Raw genomic sequence first — 19609 nt, 5'->3', positions numbered from 1 at the left:
TTAGTTCTGCTCCTTCCAAGCGTCGATCATTTCTAAAAATTCATCAAATAAGTGCACTGCATCATGGGGTCCAGGTGCAGCGTCTGGGTGATATTGAACACTGAATGCTGGGTAGCGGCGATGACGTACCCCTTCGATCGTGCCATCATTGACTTCCACATGGGTGATCATCAATTTTTCTGGATCAATAGAAGATTCAGCCACTGCAAAGCCATGGTTCTGTGAGGTAAAATCGATCCGTCCTGTTGCGATTTCTCGCACCGGATGATTCAAGCCACGGTGACCAAATTTCATTTTGTACGTATCTGCCCCATTCGCTAGCGCAAACAATTGATGCCCCAAACATATGCCGAAGATCGGTACTTTTCCTTGAATGCCTTGAATCATCGTAATGGCTTCTGGCAAACTCTTGGGATCTCCTGGGCCATTGGTCAACATCACGCCATCTGGTGCTAGATCAAGAATTTCTTGTGCAGTAGTATTGTATGGCAAAATCGTCAAGTTGCAGTTTCTTCTTGACAGCTCCCGCAAGATACTATGCTTCAATCCATAATCGATGACTACGATGTTTTTGCCTGTGCCTGGACTTGGATATGGTTTTGATGTTGACACCTGTGCAACTTGATTGGTGGGCAGAACAGCGGCTTTCAACTGATCGAAGGCATGATCAAACGTATCCCCCGCATCAACGATACTCGCTTTCATCGTGCCATGCTGCCGAATCTTGCGGGTCAATGCCCGAGTATCGATCCCAGCAATGCCTGGAATGTTCTTGCGGGTCAAAAATTCATCTAAAGTCAACTGATTGCGCCAATTACTGGCACGGCGGGCATGTTCTTTGACTACGACCCCTTTACAAGTTGGGGCGATCGATTCGTAATCATCTCGGTTGACACCATAATTGCCCACCATTGGGTAGGTAAAGGTGATGATTTGTCCATTGAAACTTTGATCAGTGATCGTTTCTTGATACCCCGTCATACTTGTTGTGAATACAATTTCACCATAGACGTTGATGTTAGCACCAAAGCCCTCGCCTTCAAAATACGTCCCATCTTCTAAAATCAACCATCGTTTCATCTTATCGCCCACCTTTTTGCCAAACTATGTTGCCATTTACAAATGTATAACTGGTATCGCCGTACAATGTCCATCCACCGAATGGGGTATTCACGCCTTTTGATAAAAAGTACGCTGGATCGATCTCATAGGCGCCTTCCAAATCAAAGATGGCCAGATCAGCTGGTGCACCTACTGTCAAACGTCCCGTATCTAGGCCGAAGACATCCGCTGGTTTCACTGTCATCCAATCAATCAACTGCTGTAAGGAAAAGCGTCCTGTTTTGACGAAGTGCGTATACAACAATTGGAACGCATACTCTGACCCTACGATACCGAATGGTGCTTTTAAAAAACTTTGCATTTTTTCTTCTAAGCCATGCGGCGCATGGTCGGTTGCGATACAATCGATCGTGCCATCTAAAAGACCTTCAATCAATGCATGCCGATCGTTTGTACTGCGCAATGGTGGATTCATTTTCCAGAATCCTTCATCAGCAGGAATATCTTCATCCACCAACAATAAATGATGGGGTGAAACCTCAGCTGTCACATGGATCCCGGCTTTCTTGGCATCACGAATCACACGGACACTCTCTTTTGTCGACACATGACAGACATGATAATGGGCACCCGTCGCTTCCGCCAACAAGACATCTCGTGCAATCTGAGAAGCTTCCGTCACACTCAAGATACCTGGCAAGCCCAACGCTTCTGCTTTTTGACCTGCGTGCATGACACCGCCAAACAAAAGCGAATCATCCTCTGTGTGGGCGACCAACGCCAAATCATTTTCAGCAGCAGCTTTCATGGCCAGATACATGGTCCCTGCAGTTTGGACGCCGACACCATCATTTGTTAGCGCAAAAGCGCCAGCTTTCTTCATGGCTGCTGCATCCGTCAATACGTCACTGCGTAGATTCTCTGTGATTGGCGCGTATTGTAAGACGTTGATCGACGCATCTGTTTGAATTTTCTGATAAACGCGGTTTAACTTCTCTGGGGTATCTGGGACAGGATCAAGATTTGGCATGGCACAGACGGTGGTAAATCCGCCTCTGGCTGCTGCCATACTACCTGTTTCAATCGTTTCTTTGTACTCAAATCCTGGCTCTCTGAAGTGAACATGAACATCCACCAATCCTGCTGTGATCAGTTGCTGTTTGGCATCAATGATCTGATCAAAGGCTATGTCAGAAAAGTCACTGCCAATGCCTCGAACCTTACCGTCCTCGATCCAAATCGCTGCAGGAACGCATTGATTGTCTTTTTTGATTATCTGACCATTTTTAATCAGTGTTTTCATGTTTTCTTCCTCCTTAAGTTGGTGTTTTGCTGCGATGGTTACGCTTTGCCATTCAATACGGCTTCTAAGATCGCCATGCGGATATAGACGCCATTGGCCATCTGAGTGACGATTCTAGAGCGGATACTTTCAACAAGCACATCGGCCAGCTCGACATCCCGATTGACAGGTGCCGGATGCATGATAATCGCATGATCCTTCATTTTCGCTGCTCTAGCCACCGTCAATCCATGATGTTTTAGATATTCCTCTTTAGAAAAACTCTCTTTGCCATCATGTCGTTCGTGCTGGACCCGCAGCATCATCATGACATCCACTTCAGTGACTAATTCATCCAAAGGCAGCCAATGGCCATAAACTTCATATTCTTCGTCATACCATTCCTTTGGTCCTGAGAAAAAGACCTGCGCCCCTAATCGTTTCAACATCTGCATATTCGATTTCGCCACTCTAGAATGGGTGATATCACCAACGATCGCTACTTTCAGATCCGAGAACTGACCGAATTCTTCATAAATGGTCATCAAGTCCAACAAACATTGGGTAGGATGCTGTCCACTGCCGTCACCGCCATTGATGATACTGCACTGGATCGTTTTACTCTGGATCAATTCATCATAGTAGTGTTCATCACCATGGCGAATGACCGCTATATCAACGCCGATTGCAGACATGGTCAAGACAGTATCATAAAGTGTTTCGCCTTTTTGGACTGAGCTAGTAGATGCGTCGAATTCAATCACTTCGATGCCCAATTTTTTTTCGGCGACATCAAAACTCTTATGGGTGCGCGTGCTATTTTCAAAGAAAAGATTGGTTGCAAAATATTGCGGTTTTTGCGGGGTCCACTTGGCCCCTTTTTTAAAGGCTTGCCCTCTTCTGATCAGTCCCATGACCTCACGATCAGATAAGGCTTCTACAGTTAAGAGATGTTTTAAGCTGATTTGTTCGGATTGGATAATCATGAATGTAATCCTCCTTTTATGCGGATGATGCTTGTCCTTCGTCTATTGTTCTTCGCTGCGAGAGGTTTCTGGTAAGACTAAGTTTAAGAAGATGCCTAAGACAGTCGCTAATGCCATGGCCGATAAAGTGAAGGTTCCGACTGTGAAGACCAGTCCACCGATACCGACAACTAAGATGACTGAAGCAATGATCAAGTTCTTCTTGCGGTCAAAATCGATGTTGTTATCGATCAAGATTTTCAAACCGCTGGCGGCTATCACACCGAAAAGCAGAAAGCTGATGCCTGAGATCACTGGCCCAGGGATGCTCAGGATCAACGCACTTAGCTTGCCGACAAATCCTAAAATAATGGCTAATGCTGCGGCGCCGCCGATGACGAACACACTGTGGACCCGCGTAATGGCTAAGACGCCAATGTTTTCCCCGTAACTCGTCACGGGTGGTCCGCCAACAAAGCCGGCAACGATCTGTGCGAAGCCATCCCCCATCAACGTCCGATTCAGACCTGGTTCTTCAAAGAAATTGCGTTTGGTCAATTTGTTCAAGACCATCAAGTGACCGATATGTTCAGTCATTGTCACAAAAGCGATTGGTGCCATTGTCGTAATGGCATTCAAGTGTAAAGTTGGTGTGTAGTTGACAAAAAGAATCTCGAAACTAGGTAAGCTGAACCAAGCAGCATCGATAATCGGCTGAACATCGACGATACCTGCTGCTAATGCGATCAGATAGCCCCCCACGATCCCTAGCAGGATCGGGATCAGTCCCAAGAAACCACGCAGGAACATGTTGAAGAAAATCGTTAAGCCTAATGTCGCTAAAGCGACCAAGATATATTTAAAGTCATAGACACTGTCATTGTACATCGCGTTTTGCGCGGCATTCGCTGCCAACCCAAGACCGATAACCATAATCACCGGTCCGACAATGATCGGCGGCAAAATTTTGTCTAACCAAGCTGCCCCCGCGCGTTTGATGATCATCGATACGATGACATAAACCAAACCTGTAGTGATGGCCCCTTGTGCAATGGCAGGATAGCCGTCTGATTTCATCAACATTTGCATCGCTGCGATGAAGGCAAAACTACTGCCAAGATAAGCTGGAATCTTCCCTTTAGTGGTGATCAGATAGACCAATGTACCTAGCCCTGAACTTACTAAGGCGATACTTGGATTGATCCCAACTAAGATAGGCACCAAAACGGTTGCCCCAAACATTGTGAATAAGTGTTGTAAACTAAGGCCTAGCCAAGGCAGGGCTTTTGGTCGATCTTTAATGTCTAAAACTGCATCCGGGTTACGAAATTCTTGCTTCTCCATCCTGTGTGTCACACTTCTTCCTAGTCGTTTTCTTTGTTGATCATAATGCGGTCTGAACCGTCTGTTTCTTCCATCTCAACGATGATTTCTTCACTTAAAGCCGTTGGGATATTCTTGCCCACGAAATCAGCTCTGATCGGCAACTCACGGTGTCCGCGGTCTACTAAGACGGCCAATGAGATTCTTCTCGGTCTGCCAATATCCATAATGGCATCCAATGCGGCGCGGATCGTCCGTCCTGTAAATAAGACGTCATCGATCAAGATCACTTCTTTGCCGTCGATCGCAGTCGGGATGTCTGAAGAATGGATCTCTGGATCTTCTTCGGCTTTTTTGTCATCACGATAGAGCGTGATATCTAATTCTCCCACCGGCACATCGACGCCTTCCAATTGTTTCAAACGCTCTGCAATCCGTTGTGCGATGTAAATACCGCGGGTTTTGATCCCTACAAGCACCAAATCCTCAATACCGCGATTTCTTTCGATGATTTCATAGGTGATCCGTGTTAAGGCACGTTTCATTGTTACTGCATCTACCACTTCTTTTGCTGTCATCTGTTTTCCTCCTCATTTTGAACATAAAAAAACTCCTACCTGGTAGAGGTAGGAGTCATGTTTTCTGATTACAGCCCAATCTTAGATACTACTCTTGTTTTGGGTATGCGTCATCATCCAGTAAGGGTTCGATCTCCAACGCGGGAGTCGTCTGCTTACTCATTCCTTCTTAGCCTCACGGGACTACATTTAAAGGAGCTATTCACTTGTTAGGAATACTATACATTTCTTTAAATAAAAAATCAATCATTTTTTCGCAATTTTTTTAAAGTCTCTTCAAACAACGCAGGTAACGGTGCTTCAAAGACCATGTTTTCACCTGTTGTCGGATGCGTGAAGCCCAACAATTTGGCGTGTAAGAATTGACCATTGCCTTTCAGTGTTTTCTTTGGTCCATAGACTGGATCCCCGGCTAAGGGAAACCCAATATATTGCATGTGGACTCTGATTTGATGGGTCCTGCCAGTTTCCAATTGCAATTCCACCAATGTGAATTGATCAAAGCGTTCCAAGACGGTAAAATGCGTCACCGCAGGCTTCCCATCTTCGATCACAGCTTGCATCTTCCGATTGACCTTTGAACGACCGATCGGTGCAGTGATCGTTCCTTTCTCATGACTGATATTGCCGTGGACCAATGCGACGTATTTGCGCAATGAGGTCTTGTCTTTCAACTGTTTGGCTAACGATTCATGGGCATGGTCGTTTTTGGCCACCATCAATAGACCCGATGTATCTTTATCGATGCGGTGCACGATCCCAGGACGAACGACATCGTTGATCGTGGATAGATCATCCAGATGGTACAACAACGCATTGACCAAAGTATGGTTTGGATGACCTGCGGACGGATGGACCACCATCCCTTGCGGCTTGTTGATGACTGCCAAGTCGCTGTCTTGATAGACGATCGTCAAAGGGATATTTTCTGGTTCTAAGGTTAATACTTCAGGTTCAGGGATTTGGATCACGAAATGATCCCCGGATTTGACCTTATAATTGGCACGAACGGCTTCTCCTTCAAGTGTCACCGCATCTTCTTTGAGCCATTGCTGGATCTGTGACCGGGTGTGGTCAGCCAATCGTTCCGACAATACTTTGTCAACCCGTCCTTTTTCTTCTTTAATGATTACTTCAAGTTTTTTTTCCATGATTTTCTCCTTACCCTTTTGCTTCGTCATCAGTTAGTGCATAAATAAAAATCAATATAACCCCACATACCAATGACATATCTGCAATGTTGAAAATTGGGAAATTGATGAAATCAAATTGGAACATATCAACGACATAGCCATGCTGCATCCGATCAATAAAGTTGCCGATCGCCCCTGCGAGAACAAATGCTAGTCCGAAGCGAAACCACAAACTGCTTTTACGGTAGCGGAACATCAAGTAGACGACGACTGCCACAGCAATGACCGTGATGATTGCAAAGAAAATCATTCTACCTTCTAAAATACTCCATGCTGCCCCTGTATTTTGCAGATAAGTCAAAGAAAAAATACCATCGATCATCGAATGGGTCTCACCCAATTGATAATTGGCCACGATCCATATTTTCAGCCATTGATCCAAACCGATCACGACTGCACTTAATAAAAAAAACACTGCTATCATCTATCTTCCACACTCTCTTCATTAAAAATATCTCTCGGCCGAATAATCCCCAATAAATTGCCATTAGGGTCTTGATTTTTGGTGATCAAGACGGCCTCAAGAAACGTATTCTTCTGGAATAATTCCTCGACTTCGCTGATGGTCGTAGCTGGTGAAACAAAGCAGTAGTTCGCTCTTTTCCCATCTGCATGCAACAATTCGGCTGCCGTGCGGCCGGCAAGATCTAATGTGCCTGTTTGACTTTCTTTCGCAAACCAATAGCCTAAGATACGCAACGTGATCAAGCCTAAGAATTGCCCTTTATCATATAAAGGAAACTGCGAATAGCGTTTTTGGGCCACTGTTTTCAATAATTCCGTCAAAGGCAAATCTTTCTCGAACCCAGTCACTTTTTTGGCAAATTTAGGGACGACACGATCCGGTTGCAGCAATTCTTTCTCAATGGCTTGAATACGTTCTACCACCCATTGATTCGGCTCAGCAATCACAAAATTTTCACCAATTTTTTCATGAACGATCGCATTGCGCAATTGCGCCATTTGCAATAAATCATCTTCTGCTTTTCGGACCGTTCCTTTTTGGCTCTTGGCCAAACGACGCACCATTTCCGAAAAGCCCATATTTCGAGGGTTATCTAATGCATCCCGCAAGTATTTTTCGATCCGATTAAAACTACTTAGAAATAGATCGGCACCACTGGCCATCTTATTCAACCTCCCTAATCAAATAACCCCGCACAAGGAAATAGCGCAAACCGACGCCATATAGGACGATCAGCATAATCAACAGCGGCCAAAGCCAGCCTTGCGTATAAAATAACCCGCTCAAACCAGCAAAAACGAAAAACAGACCATAACTGAGAAAATAAAACTGTTTCAACTGCGGATTAAGCACAATCTCAAGCTTGACCGGCATCATCTCATGCTTCACCCTATAAGGTTGACTGCGAAGCATCATCAATTTAACCGTTAATGGTTGTGACGGATCAATCGTGACCAATTGTGATTGGTCGTGAGAGATACTGGCAATCGGTTGTCCAGCTTGCACCAATTTGATTGGACTGGCCATGGCGAAAAAGCCTGTGCGACGTTTGATTTCGATTTGCATAGCAGGTACACACTCCAATTTTTTAAGTATACTTGAAAATCTGCAAAAATAAAACAGCTTTTGTCAGACCTCTTCTGATTATAACAAGAAAAACTGAAATTTGCGCCTAAAGACGACAACGCACCAAAAATAACGACTACCATCGTGCAGACAGTAGTCGCTGTGCTTCTCTATTAAAACAGTCCCACCGCTTGTCCATCAGAAGTGACATCCATCTTCAAGGCAGCTGGTTGTTTCGGCAGGCCTGGCATGGTCATGACTGCTCCTGTCAGCGCCACGATAAAGCCGGCACCTAGTTTTGGTACAAATTCACGGATGGTGACCGTAAAATCCTTTGGTGCCCCTAGGCGTTGCGGGTCATCACTAAAGGAATATTGGGTTTTTGCCATACATAAAGGCAATTGATCCCAACCGTTTTCAGCGAAAGCCGCTATCTGACTTTTGGCTTTTGCTGAGAATTCAACGGCAGAACCGCCATAGATTTCACGTACGATCGTTTCGGCTTTTTCAACCAAAGATTGTGCATCCGAGTATAATCGTTGGTAGCGGGCAGGCGTGCTCTCAATCGTCTGGACTACAGCCTGCGCGAGTGCTTCGCCCCCTGCGCCTCCCTGCGCCCACACATCGGTTCTAGCAACTTGGACGTCTATCTCTTGACACAGGTCTTCTACCAGTAGTCTTTCCTGTTCAGTATCTTGGACAAATCCATTTAATGCCACGACCACAGGTATCTGGTATTTCCGCAGATTGCTGACATGACGAGCCAAATTGCCAAAGCCTGCTCGGATCGCGTCAAGATTCTCGCTGCCTAGCGCATTAACTGCCACACCGCCATGCATTTTCAAGGCGCGGATCGTTGCAACGACGACGATGGCATCCGGCGCTTTGGACAAATTCGGTGTTTTGATATCCAAAAATTTCTCAGCCCCTAAATCAGCACCAAATCCGGCTTCCGTTACAGTATAAGCGCCTAAACGCAAAGCAGATTCTGTAGCGATCACGCTGTTGCAGCCATGCGCAATATTGGCAAATGGGCCGCCATGCACCAAGGCTGGTGTGCCTTCGATCGTTTGGACAAGATTCGGTTTCAAAGCATCTTTGAGTAATAAGGCCAATGCACCTTGGACTTGAAGATTTGCTACGAAAACAGGCTGCCGGTCATACGTATACCCAATCAAAATGTGACTCAAGCGTTGTTTCAAATCATCGATACTGGTGGCCAAACATAAAATGGCCATAATTTCACTGGCGACTGTGATGTCAAATCCATCTTCTCTAGGCACCCCTTGCACAGGTCCACCTAGTCCTACGATCACTTGTCGCAAGGACCGATCATTTAAATCGACGACGCGCTTCCAACTCACTCTGCGGGGATCGATGTTTAGTTCATTCCCTTGTTGGATATGATTATCGATCAAAGCGGACAAGGCATTGTTCGCCGCAGTGATCGCGTGCATATCTCCTGTAAAGTGCAAATTGATATCTTCCATTGGCAACACTTGTGCCATGCCGCCACCGGCCGCACCGCCTTTGACACCCATCACAGGTCCCAATGAAGGTTCTCTTAATGCAATCACGGATTGCTTCCCGATCCGATTCAAGGCATCTGCAAGACCGATAGTCACGGTCGATTTGCCTTCTCCGGCAGGCGTTGGATTGATTGCCGTAACTAGGACCAATCTCCCGGTTGCTTGTTGTTTGCGTGCTTCGATCGCTGACCACTCCAGTTTGGCCTTATACTTGCCATATAAAGATACATCATCATCAGTCAAGCCGATGGTCTGCGCAATGTCAATAATCGGTTTAAGCGTTGATTCTTGTGCTATTTCAATATCTGATTTCATTCAAACCCTCTATTCACGAACTATTTAGCATATAAATAAAGATTCGTTTGCTATATATCCATTATACTAGTTTTTCAACAGATGTGAAGCCCGAGTTTGTGCCCAATAGCAAAAAAAGCCTCTCCTTCTGCTGCAGCATCCAGAGAGCACTTTATCATTAGTCGATCGGCGGTCTTTTTTCTACCACACCTGAAACAATCGGCAATGCTGTTTTATCCGACAAATATTCCGCCAAAGCTGAAACATCCTGTTTGCGGAAAGCAGCGGTCCATTGCTCATTGCTGGTTGAAATCTTCAACATCCGTCCTTCGTTGCAGAGATGTTCGATCTCTGTATAACGGATCACTCTTTTTTTCCAAATACGGGCATAACGGATCGTGAGTTGCGTATCATCTAACGATACTTTGCGCCGCGAGCCCAAATAGACAAATAACACAAAGAACGCCAGCACCAAATTGCTTTTCCAGTAGGGTCTGGTATTCTCCAAAGCCAAAATCAAACTATAAAATAAAATGATCAAAGTCAATGACCAATAAATAATCGCTGTTGCAGCTTCTGGCTGCCAGTAAAATTTACGCTTCATATATGTTCCTCACACCATTTATTTCTTGTATACTATAAGTTAATCATAACAAAAAGGGTGAAAATATGTTAAAAATCTATCTCGATGCTTCCACAAAAGGCAATCCTGGTCCTAGCGGCGGCGGCATCATGCTTGTGGGTGACCAGATATATGAACAACTGTCCTTCCCATTAGCACAAGGCAGCAACCATCAAGCTGAATTCGCCGTCATGGCCCAAGCGTTGACCTTGGTCTTAGAAAGAAAGCTGCATCAGCAAACCTGCATGTTCTTTACCGATAGTAAAATCGTGGCGCAGACCATTGATAAAGACTATACCAATAATCCCGATTTCAAAGATTATTTACAGCAGATTCGTCTTTTGCTAGATCAGTATGCTTTGGCGATCATTCAATGGATTCCCGAAAGTCAAAATAAGGGCGCCGATCATCTGGCCAGACAAGGGTTGGCCAAAGCCCTGAAATTACAAGATCGGTGAAAGCAGTCGTGAAAAGTTTTGCTTGAATCGCAGCCAATAGGATTGTCCTGCTAATAGTTCATCCGTCAGCAAAGTCGATTGCAGCATATCTTCTTCAAAAAATTGTTTCAACGTTTGCGTGACATCATGGTCATACGTAAAGGCATTGACTTCAAAGTTCAATGCATAACTGCGGATGTCTTGATTGGTGGTCCCAAATGAACAAATCGTATCATCCATCATCACCGTCTTGGCGTGTAAAAATCCATTATTGTACACATAGATTTTGGCGCCCCGACGATGCAAATAATTGGCATAATGCTGCGTCGCACGATAAATAAATGGATGATCTGGCATACAAGGGATCATAATGCGAACATCGACCCCTGAATGGATCGCGATTTCCAGTGCGTTCATCATACTATCATCGGGAATCAAGTAAGGTGTTTGGATCCAAATGGACTCTTTGGCAGCCAAAATCATTTTGACAAAACCGCCTTTGAGGATTTGGGTTTCTGATTCTGGTCCATCCGCCACGATTTGCATATCCACATTGCCAGAATCTTCTTTTGAAGGCAAAATAAAATAATTGTCTGCATATTCCAGCTGATCTTCTTCTTTTTGCACGGAAGCATTCCAGTCGCGGATAAAAATCTCTTGCAACGTAAAACTAGCGGTACCAACGATACGGGCGTGGGTATCTCGCCAGTAACCAAATTTGGCTTTTTTGCCTAAATACTGATCCCCTACATTAAAGCCGCCCGTCCAGCCGATTTGTCCATCGATAACCACGATTTTCCGATGCAAATGATAATTCAATCGGGTATTGCGGATCAAATTTTTAGATGTAATGAACGGGGCAACTTTCCCCCCCGCATTGATCAACGGTTGAAAAAACTTGCGATTGGCTTTTGGTGATCCCCATGGATCATATACCAAACGAACTTCGACTCCTTCTTTGGCTTTATCGATCAAGATCGATAAAAATTGACCACCGATCTCATCATTAAAAAAAGAGTAATACTCTACGTGCACGTTATCTTGGGCTTGTTTGATATCTTCAAACAATGCCGCAAACTTCTCTTTGCCATCGGTATAGAAATCAACTTTGTTGCCTTTTGTCAACGGCGACTCATCTAAGTTTTTAAAATAGCGTTCCAATAAATGGTTGTCATCCGAATAGGGATGATCAGGGAAAGAATAGTTGTGCACTTTGATGATTTGATTGATTTCATTGATGCGGCTTTGGTGGTGTTCACTAAATTTATAAATGATTTCTCCATCGATCCCCCGACCGCAAAACAAATACAAAACGAACCCTAATCCTGGTATGAAGACCAACGTCATCATCCAGGCAAACACACTTGCTATCGAGCGTGGTTTGCGAAACACTGTAATGAAGGCTGCCACTGTATTGATGAAGAGCAGTGCCACAAAGACAGTTGAAACCATACTCATATCCATTCTAATCATATTTTCCTCCTACAATAGATAACTATGGTCAAAGGTGATCTCCACCACATAGTTTCCTAATTCCTCCGTCATTTTTTCCTGCATCATTTTCCGAATAGCCGCATCTGGGTAGAGTGCTTCATTCGGAATGACCAGATCAAAGTAAATCTTTTCCCCCGACACACGAAAATCATGCATTCTTAGTTGCGGATCGATCATCCGCAGCAATCTTTTGACGGCTTGTCTCAATTGGCGATAAAGCGGATCATGGATCGGGACCGGATCCAAATGGCAAACAAGCTCCACTTGAAGCTGCGTGAAAAAGTCATGCTCGATTTGATCGATCACTTGATGGGCTTGATTCAAGGTCCAGGTATCATCCACTTCGATATGCACACTCGCAAATCGATTTGAAGGGCCATAATTATGAACGAGCAGATCATGAAAACCCAAGATTGTCTGATAACTAGCCAACCGTTCTTCCATTTCTGTCAACTCGGCTTCGGTTGGACGACTGCCTAACAAATCATTGATAAATGTGCGAATCATTTGAATCCCATTATATAAAATATACAGCGCGATCAGCAACCCAACGTACCCATCGACCCGCCAGCCTGTCAGCCATTCTATGATTGCTGACAATAAAACAGCAGCTGTCGTGATGACATCATTGATGCTATCTTGGCCACTGGCTTGCAATGTCGCCGAATCAATTTTTTTTGACAGCGATCGGTACATCAAGCCCTGCCAGACTTTGATACCAATCGAAAAGATTAAGACAACAAACAGCATAGATGAAAGGCGAATATGTTCCGGTGTGATGATTTTATTGATTGAGGAAAGCAAGAATTGCCCCCCAACAAAGGTGATCAGCAAAGAGACTACAAACCCGCTGATGGATTCAAAACGGGCATGTCCATAAGGATGCTCACTATCTGCTGGCTTCCCCGCGATCCGAAAGCCGATCAACGTTAGCAATGAGGAAGCTGTATCGGTCAAACTGTTGATTGCATCAGCCATGATCGACACTGATCCCGCCGATAAGCCAATCAAAAACTTGCCGATAAACAAGACAAGGTTCGATCCCAGCCCTAGCCAACCTGCCCGCACACCGATCGCCACACGGTCATCAGATCCGTTTTGACGATTGCCTTTCTGATTAAAATCAGCCACAAGTCGTCCCCCTCTCACCTAAAATTTCGTCTTTCTTATTTTACCCCGAAAGAAAAGATTTAAACAACTATTCCTCTCTTCATTTGAAAAAAAGTTTTTTTTGACTCTCAATGATAGGACCAGATAAACGTACATTTAAAAAGATAACAGAATGACCTCAATCATTCTGTTATCTTCTGACAATCGCTTTTGTCTAAATATAAATAAGGGTTGTTTTATTTTTCGGCTAACCATTCTTTGGTTTTGCTCAAGGCTTCTGCGATTCCTTCAGGATTCTTACCGCCTGCTTGCGCCATATCAGGACGGCCGCCACCACCACCGCCAACGATTGGTGCGATGGTTTTGATCAGATCGCCAGCCTTTATGCCTTTGGCGTTAGCCGCTGCATTCACAGCTGCCAAAAGATTGACTTTGCCATCATTGGCAGTTGCTAAGACCAACACATCGGAGTAGTCTTTTTGTTTCCATTGATCGGCCAATTGACGCAGTTGGTTCATATCTTTGACATTGACTTTGGCTGTGATCACACGGACACCATTGATCTCTTCGACTTCTTTAAAGACATCTCCAGCTTGCTGATTGGCCAATTTGCTTGCCAATGCTTCATTCTCTTTTTGCAGTTCCCGCAATTGCATGTGCAATTGTTCTGTCTTGGTAACCACTTCTTTGATTTGTGCGGACTTCACGATAGAGGCAACAGCTTTCAATTGTGCTTCCTCGTCTTGCAGCAAGCGATAGGCTTCTTCACTCGTTACCGCTTCGATCCGACGAACGCCTGCGCCGATACCAGATTCTGAAATGATCTTGAAGATACCGATATCTTCCGTATTCACAACGTGGGTTCCCCCGCATAGTTCGATCGACCAATCTGCTACATTCACTACCCGAACATCATGGCCGTATTTCTCACCGAATAAAGCCATCGCGCCCATGCCTTTGGCAGTATCGATGTCGGTTTCAATGGTTACGACTGGCAAAGCGGCCCAAATCTTTTCATTGACGATTTGTTCCATTTGGCTCAGTTCTTCAGCAGTGACTTGACCAAAATGGCTAAAGTCAAAACGCAAGTGCCCAGGTGCCACTAATGAACCGGCTTGATTGGCATGATTGCCCAATACTTCTTTCAACGCTTTGTGCAGCAAGTGGGTTGCTGTGTGGTTTTTGATAATTTTATTGCGACGGTGCTGATCGACTTGCAAGAAATACACTGTATCGACTGTGATCGGTGCAAGGATCGTGACTGTATGAAGGAATTGACCATTCGGCGCTTTCTTCACGTCGGTGACTTCGGCAACGATTTGACCTGTTTCATCAACGATCGTTCCAGTATCTGCGACTTGTCCACCCATTTCGGCGTAGAATGGCGTTTCAGCAAAAATCAATTGCGCTTCGCCTTCATTCGCCGTATCTTGCAATGCTTCCTCTTGGATCAAGACGCGCAAAGAACTTTTGACTTCTTGGGTGTCATAGCCGACGAAACGGCTGTCGATTTTGATGTCTGTCAGCAAAGCAGATTGAACGCCCATAGATAACTCCGTTTGACGGGCAGCACGCGCGCGGGTCCGTTGTGCCTCCATTTCAGCTTCAAACCCTGCATGATCGACTTTCAATCCTTCGTCTTCTGCCACTTCTTCTGTTAATTCTACTGGGAAACCATACGTATCATATAGTTTGAAAATATCTGCCCCTTGCAATGTATCTTGATCTGCAGCTTTGACTGCAGCGATGACATCGTTCAAGATGGCTAAACCTTCATTGATGGTTTCATGGAAACGTTCCTCTTCACTGCGAACGACTTTTTCAATAAAGGCTTGTTGTGCCAATACTTCAGGATAGTAGCTTTCCATAATACCACCAACGATTGGCACCAATTTATACAAGAAAGCAGCGTCGATCCCTAATTTCTTGCCATGCATGACCGCACGACGTAGCAAACGACGCAAGACATAGCCACGGCCTTCATTTGATGGCAGTGCGCCATCGCCAATCGCAAAAGAAAGCGCACGGATATGATCAGCGATGACTTTGAACGAGATATCCGTTGTTTTGCTATCACCATATGCGACTTTTCCGCTCAATTGGGCAACTGCTTCAATGATCGGCATAAATAGATCTGTTTCAAAGTTGGTTGGTGCATTTTGCACGATCGATACCATACGTTCCAGACCCATCCCCGTATCAATGTTTTTGTGCGGCAGTGGTTCATAAGAACCGTCAGGCTGGTGGTTGAACTCAGAAAAGACTAAGTTCCAAATTTCTAAATAACGCTCATTTTCGCCGCCAGGATAATTTTCTGGATCATCTTCCGCTACATCATTAAACGCTTCACCACGATCATAAAAAATCTCTGAATCCGGTCCACATGGGCCCGCACCGATATCCCAGAAATTGTCTTCGATCTCAACAATATGTTCTGGAGTCAAACCAATTTCTTCCGCCCAAATACGTTTTGCTTCCGTATCTTTCGGGTAAACAGTCACATATAATTTTTCCGGATCAAAAGCCATCCATTCAGCACCAGTTAAAAATTCCCAGGCCCAATGAATCGCTTCATTTTTGAAATAATCGCCGATGGAAAAATTACCTAGCATTTCAAACATCGTATGGTGACGGGCAGTCTTACCCACATTTTCGATGTCGTTGGTCCGAATTGATTTTTGGGCATTGGTGATACGCGGATTTTCAGGTACGACTGAACCATCAAAATATTTCTTTAATGTTGCGACACCCGAATTGATCCATAATAATGTCGGGTCATTGACAGGAACCAATGATGCACTTGGTTCGATAGAATGGCCTTTAGATTGGAAAAAATCTAAAAACAGTTTGCGTACTTCTGCACTGGATAATTGTTTCACTTTATTCTCCTACTTTCTGCTATGTTCGTTTAGGTCGTGGTGCATACTCTCTCTCCTGTTGATCGCGGCGTATAGAAAAAAAGACAAAAAAACACCATTGCAAAGACAAGGACGTCAACACGCGGTACCACCTTGCTTGCAATGATGTAACTCATTACCTCTTAGACTCGCTAACACTGAGTACGCGTCAACATTGCTGTTGAAAACCGATCAAAGGGAGCCATTCAGCTGGGCACATGTTTTTCTCTCAGCAGTGAAAAACTTTCTGTGATGCAACACCAAACCAACGATATCCTTTATCATTCAAAGTATAAGGAAAGATAAAGAAAAAGTCAATCCTTAGATGCGGTCTTTTTCGATCAAAATCGCTTTACGATAGCGATAATCTTGGGGAGAAAGGACTTTTTCCGGTTGCAAGATCTGACGTGACCGATAGTAGGTGGCATAGGGCAAGGCATCCAATAATGAATGACCGCAAGCTGTCAACTTATCCATTTTCAAGGACAAGCCATCGGTCAATTCCCAGCCGTCCGCTAACCCATACATGCAGCCAAACATATTGGGCTCCAGCAGCTCATAGGCAGGCAGTGTCATTCCATCCTCGCAGGATTTCTCATTCCCCCAGCGAAAAAGCCGTCTTGTGCCCGCGCCGCAGCAATATTCCCACTGGTCTTCTGACAACAACGAAAAGCCCTCAGCAGCCAATCTTGTTTGCAGCATCGTATGGGATACTGCTTGATGATCGAACAGCATATAATCGTCGGTCAAAGGATGCAAAGCAGCATAATAGTGATTTTCTTTCACGATTCCTTGAGGCAACGCATAGCGTAAGCTTTCTTCGAAGGAAGTCGGCCGATGGAATGTTGCTTGCAGATCGTCGGCAAACAAATTGTATCGCTCGACATGGCCGCGAAACTCTGCAGTGACGGTGTTGAGAATCCCCACGAAGGTACTGCCAACTGGTAATGCATAACATTGCACCAGCATAGGCGCAATTTCAGCTTTACGCAGCGGACTGGTAGATTCATTGACATAATCAGACCAATCCTGTTCATTTTGAAAGCCATAGGTTTGAGCCAAACCTGCGGCATGGGTATTTGCTGTTTGCCATGATTGTCCCCAGCTTGATAGCGTCAACCCTTGAACACCTAAATCCCAACCCAAGATTGCCTCGGAAGTGCCTGGCACAAATACGAAAGCCTCATCATCGATCATTAGCTGAAACGTCGTGCATTTGATTCCGGCATACGCATATTCCACTAGATGCAGATCGGTTATTTCCTTTAATGGACTGACAAAATACATCAATATCTGTTGGATCAACTGGTTTTTGACCTCCAACGGCAGCTTTTTCCAATTGTTCCATTGCAACGCCTCAAAAAAATCCACGTCATATCCCCTCTCATCTGCTACAATTACTTTACCTAGAGTATACCATGAATCAGGAGGGAATAAATACATGCTTTATTTTGGACGCAGCCCCTGGTTGACAGCACAGGTCTATGCCTTGCGGCGCACGGTTTTTGTTGAAGAACAACAGATTCCCGCTGCTTTAGAGTTTGACCGATTGGATCAAACTTGCCCTTATTACTTGTGGCTGGGCGACAATGATCAGCCAATCGCCACCGTGCGCTATCAATTAAGCGACCCAATGACAGTCTAGCCGGATCGTTTTTGTGTGGCTGCAGCCTATCGACAACAAGGATATGGCAAACGCTTGCTAGCCTTCTTGGAAGAACGAGGCCAACGCGCCGGTGCCGAACGCGCCATCCTTTCAGCTGAAATCACTGCCAGCGGATTTTACTTGTCCTGCGAGTACCAAATCAGTTCTGCACCTTATTTAGAAGATGGGATTCCTTGTGTGACCATGCTGAAAAAACTAAAATAACCCTCGGAAATGATTTATCCAAGGGTTGCTTTAGTCGATCAACTATTCGAATTTTTCTTGTTCTTACGCGCAGTACGCGTTGTTTGGCGTCGCTCGATCTTGCGTTTTTCTTTGTTTTTCTTCTCTACGGCCCATTGAATTTTCTTCTTGTAGCCTGGTTTGATATTTTTCTTTTTCTTTTTCACTAAACCAATCAAAGTAGGATCTAGTTCGTCACGAGATTTTTCCCGCTTGGTTCGTCGGTTACGATCATAGGTATCGACGATTTCATCGTTTTTGATTTCTTTGGGCTGGAAAGTCACACCCAGATCTTCAATGGCTTGGATCGCTTGTTCATCTGCTGGATCATATAATGTGATCGCCGTACCAGATAAATGGTTGCGTCCTGTCCGTCCCACTCGGTGGATAAAGAAATCTAAATCGGCAGGAATCTCCGCATTGATCACGTGGGATACCCCTTCAATGTCGATCCCGCGGGCCGCCAAATCAGTGGCAACGACATATTGAAATTCTAAATCATGGACTTGGCGCATGATCCGTTTGCGTTCTCTTGGGCTGATATCCCCATGGATCTTCGCGACTTTCAAGCCCTGCCCTTTCAGGTAATCCGCAATATCATCGACACGGCTTTTTGTGTTCGCGAAGACAATGGCTAAATACGGGTGGCCAGTCGTCAAAATTTGGTGGATCAATTTGTTTTTGTTCTTCCCTTTGGTAGAGATCAGCCAGTTTTCAATAGAATCAGATATAACGGCTTTGGCTTTGATTTCTTCAATCAATGGGTTTTGCATATATTTCTTCAAAAATGGGCGCAATTTCTCAGGAATCGTCGCTGAGAAGACCAACATTTGCAATTTGGCTGGCAAGCGGCCGGCGATTTGGTCGACTTCTGCCAAAAAGCCCATGTCCAATGTCATGTCTGCTTCATCCACGACAAAGGCTTGTGCAGTATGCACGGATAAAGCTTGCTCGTTGATCATATCAAGGATTCGACCTGGTGTTCCAACAACCACATGTGGTTGTTGATTGCCTAAACGGGCCAATTGGCGTTTTTTATCGGTGCCGCCGACAAAATTTGATACTCTGATCTCTGGATCATGGAAGCCGCCGATTTGTTTGGCTGCTTGATAAATTTGAACGGCTAATTCTCGACTAGGTGCCGTGATCACGACTTGAACTTCATCTTTGCTGGCATCGATTCGATCCATCAAAGGCAGTAAAAATGTATGGGTTTTACCGCTTCCCGTCTGGGATTGTCCGACAACGCTGCGGCCTTTTTGGATAACCGGAATCAATTTGGCTTGCACTTCAGTTGGTGTTGCGAATTGTTTTTCCGCAAGTGCTTCGTAAATAAATGGTTGAAATTTAAATGACTCAAAAGACATTCAAACACCTTCTTTCTTTTAACATCTTTAGAATTAT

Annotated in this window: 19 protein-coding genes; 3 read left to right on the top strand and 16 right to left on the bottom strand. The window is 44.8% G+C overall.

All coding sequences use genetic code 11. The features are described from left to right. The 11 genes from ACYVRS_RS12745 to ACYVRS_RS12695 form a co-directional block, all read right to left on the bottom strand. A complete protein-coding gene (locus ACYVRS_RS12745; RefSeq protein WP_054114946.1) occupies window positions 1-1080 on the bottom strand; it encodes a carbamoyl phosphate synthase small subunit in 1080 nt (359 codons plus the stop codon). 1 nt (window position 1081) lies between these two features. Continuing rightward, window positions 1082-2365: a dihydroorotase gene (locus ACYVRS_RS12740; RefSeq protein ID WP_461203477.1), complete on the bottom strand. Its 1284-nt coding sequence runs from the start codon at window positions 2363-2365 to the stop codon at window positions 1082-1084. 38 nt (window positions 2366-2403) lie between these two features. Then, window positions 2404-3330: an aspartate carbamoyltransferase catalytic subunit gene (locus ACYVRS_RS12735; protein WP_461203476.1), complete on the bottom strand. Its 927-nt coding sequence runs from the start codon at window positions 3328-3330 to the stop codon at window positions 2404-2406. Window positions 3331-3372: 42 nt separating this feature from the next. Further along, a complete protein-coding gene (locus ACYVRS_RS12730; RefSeq protein ID WP_461203475.1) occupies window positions 3373-4653 on the bottom strand; it encodes a solute carrier family 23 protein in 1281 nt (426 codons plus the stop codon). Window positions 4654-4673: 20 nt separating this feature from the next. Continuing rightward, window positions 4674-5210: a bifunctional pyr operon transcriptional regulator/uracil phosphoribosyltransferase PyrR gene (gene pyrR, locus ACYVRS_RS12725; RefSeq protein ID WP_054114942.1), complete on the bottom strand. Its 537-nt coding sequence runs from the start codon at window positions 5208-5210 to the stop codon at window positions 4674-4676. Between the two features lie 242 nt (window positions 5211-5452). Then, entirely contained in the window at window positions 5453-6361 is a 909-nt protein-coding gene (locus tag ACYVRS_RS12720) for an RluA family pseudouridine synthase (protein WP_312499149.1), read from the bottom strand. Window positions 6362-6371: 10 nt separating this feature from the next. Next, window positions 6372-6827, bottom strand: a complete 456-nt coding sequence (gene lspA, locus ACYVRS_RS12715; RefSeq protein ID WP_312499151.1) for a signal peptidase II — start codon at window positions 6825-6827, stop codon at window positions 6372-6374. Continuing rightward, window positions 6824-7531: a CBS domain-containing protein gene (locus ACYVRS_RS12710; protein WP_461203474.1), complete on the bottom strand. Its 708-nt coding sequence runs from the start codon at window positions 7529-7531 to the stop codon at window positions 6824-6826. Before ACYVRS_RS12710 ends, lspA begins: the two co-directional genes overlap by 4 nt. A 1-nt stretch (window position 7532) precedes the next feature. Beyond that, window positions 7533-7934 carry a hypothetical protein gene (locus tag ACYVRS_RS12705; RefSeq protein WP_313539086.1) on the bottom strand — a complete coding sequence of 134 codons (402 nt, stop codon included), beginning with the start codon at window positions 7932-7934 and terminating at the stop codon, window positions 7533-7535. Between the two features lie 173 nt (window positions 7935-8107). Beyond that, entirely contained in the window at window positions 8108-9778 is a 1671-nt protein-coding gene (locus tag ACYVRS_RS12700; RefSeq protein ID WP_313539088.1) for a formate--tetrahydrofolate ligase, read from the bottom strand. 157 nt (window positions 9779-9935) lie between these two features. Beyond that, entirely contained in the window at window positions 9936-10361 is a 426-nt protein-coding gene (locus tag ACYVRS_RS12695) for an EbsA family protein (protein WP_054114936.1), read from the bottom strand. A gap of 65 nt (window positions 10362-10426) precedes the next feature. On the opposite strand from ACYVRS_RS12695, the gene ACYVRS_RS12690 reads away from it, so the two are divergent. Next, on the top strand, window positions 10427-10837 hold the full coding sequence (locus tag ACYVRS_RS12690) for a ribonuclease HI family protein (RefSeq protein WP_312499158.1): 411 nt from the start codon (window positions 10427-10429) through the stop codon (window positions 10835-10837). On the opposite strand, the gene cls is transcribed toward ACYVRS_RS12690, so the two are convergent. The 4 genes from cls to ACYVRS_RS12670 form a co-directional block, all read right to left on the bottom strand. Beyond that, a complete protein-coding gene (gene cls / locus ACYVRS_RS12685) occupies window positions 10823-12289 on the bottom strand; it encodes a cardiolipin synthase (RefSeq protein WP_461203473.1) in 1467 nt (488 codons plus the stop codon). The genes ACYVRS_RS12690 and cls overlap by 15 nt on opposite strands. Before the next feature lie 9 nt (window positions 12290-12298). Continuing rightward, window positions 12299-13441 (bottom strand): cation diffusion facilitator family transporter, encoded by a 1143-nt coding sequence (locus tag ACYVRS_RS12680; RefSeq protein WP_313540431.1) that lies wholly within the window; start codon window positions 13439-13441, stop codon window positions 12299-12301. A gap of 215 nt (window positions 13442-13656) precedes the next feature. After that, entirely contained in the window at window positions 13657-16299 is a 2643-nt protein-coding gene (alaS, locus tag ACYVRS_RS12675; RefSeq protein WP_461203472.1) for an alanine--tRNA ligase, read from the bottom strand. A gap of 339 nt (window positions 16300-16638) precedes the next feature. Then, the gene (locus tag ACYVRS_RS12670) at window positions 16639-17688 is read right to left on the bottom strand and encodes a DUF7278 family profilin-like fold-containing protein (protein WP_461203471.1); all 1050 of its coding nucleotides are present in this window, start codon (window positions 17686-17688) and stop codon (window positions 16639-16641) included. 70 nt (window positions 17689-17758) lie between these two features. Between ACYVRS_RS12670 and ACYVRS_RS12665 the strand changes: the two genes are divergently transcribed. Both ACYVRS_RS12665 and ACYVRS_RS12660 read left to right on the top strand, forming a co-directional pair. Further along, complete coding sequence (locus ACYVRS_RS12665) at window positions 17759-17962, top strand: GNAT family N-acetyltransferase (RefSeq protein ID WP_461203470.1); 204 nt, start codon at window positions 17759-17761, stop codon at window positions 17960-17962. A gap of 15 nt (window positions 17963-17977) precedes the next feature. Next, window positions 17978-18187 (top strand): GNAT family N-acetyltransferase, encoded by a 210-nt coding sequence (locus ACYVRS_RS12660; protein ID WP_461203469.1) that lies wholly within the window; start codon window positions 17978-17980, stop codon window positions 18185-18187. 38 nt (window positions 18188-18225) lie between these two features. Here the strand turns inward: ACYVRS_RS12660 and ACYVRS_RS12655 are convergent, their stop codons facing one another. Beyond that, window positions 18226-19572 (bottom strand): DEAD/DEAH box helicase, encoded by a 1347-nt coding sequence (locus ACYVRS_RS12655; RefSeq protein ID WP_313540443.1) that lies wholly within the window; start codon window positions 19570-19572, stop codon window positions 18226-18228. Window positions 19573-19609: the final 37 nt, after the last annotated feature.

The sequence above is a fragment of the Enterococcus salsurae genome, assembly GCF_054784955.1.
Note: the sequence above shows the minus strand (reverse complement) of the source record. Positions and strands in the feature narration are given on the sequence as shown.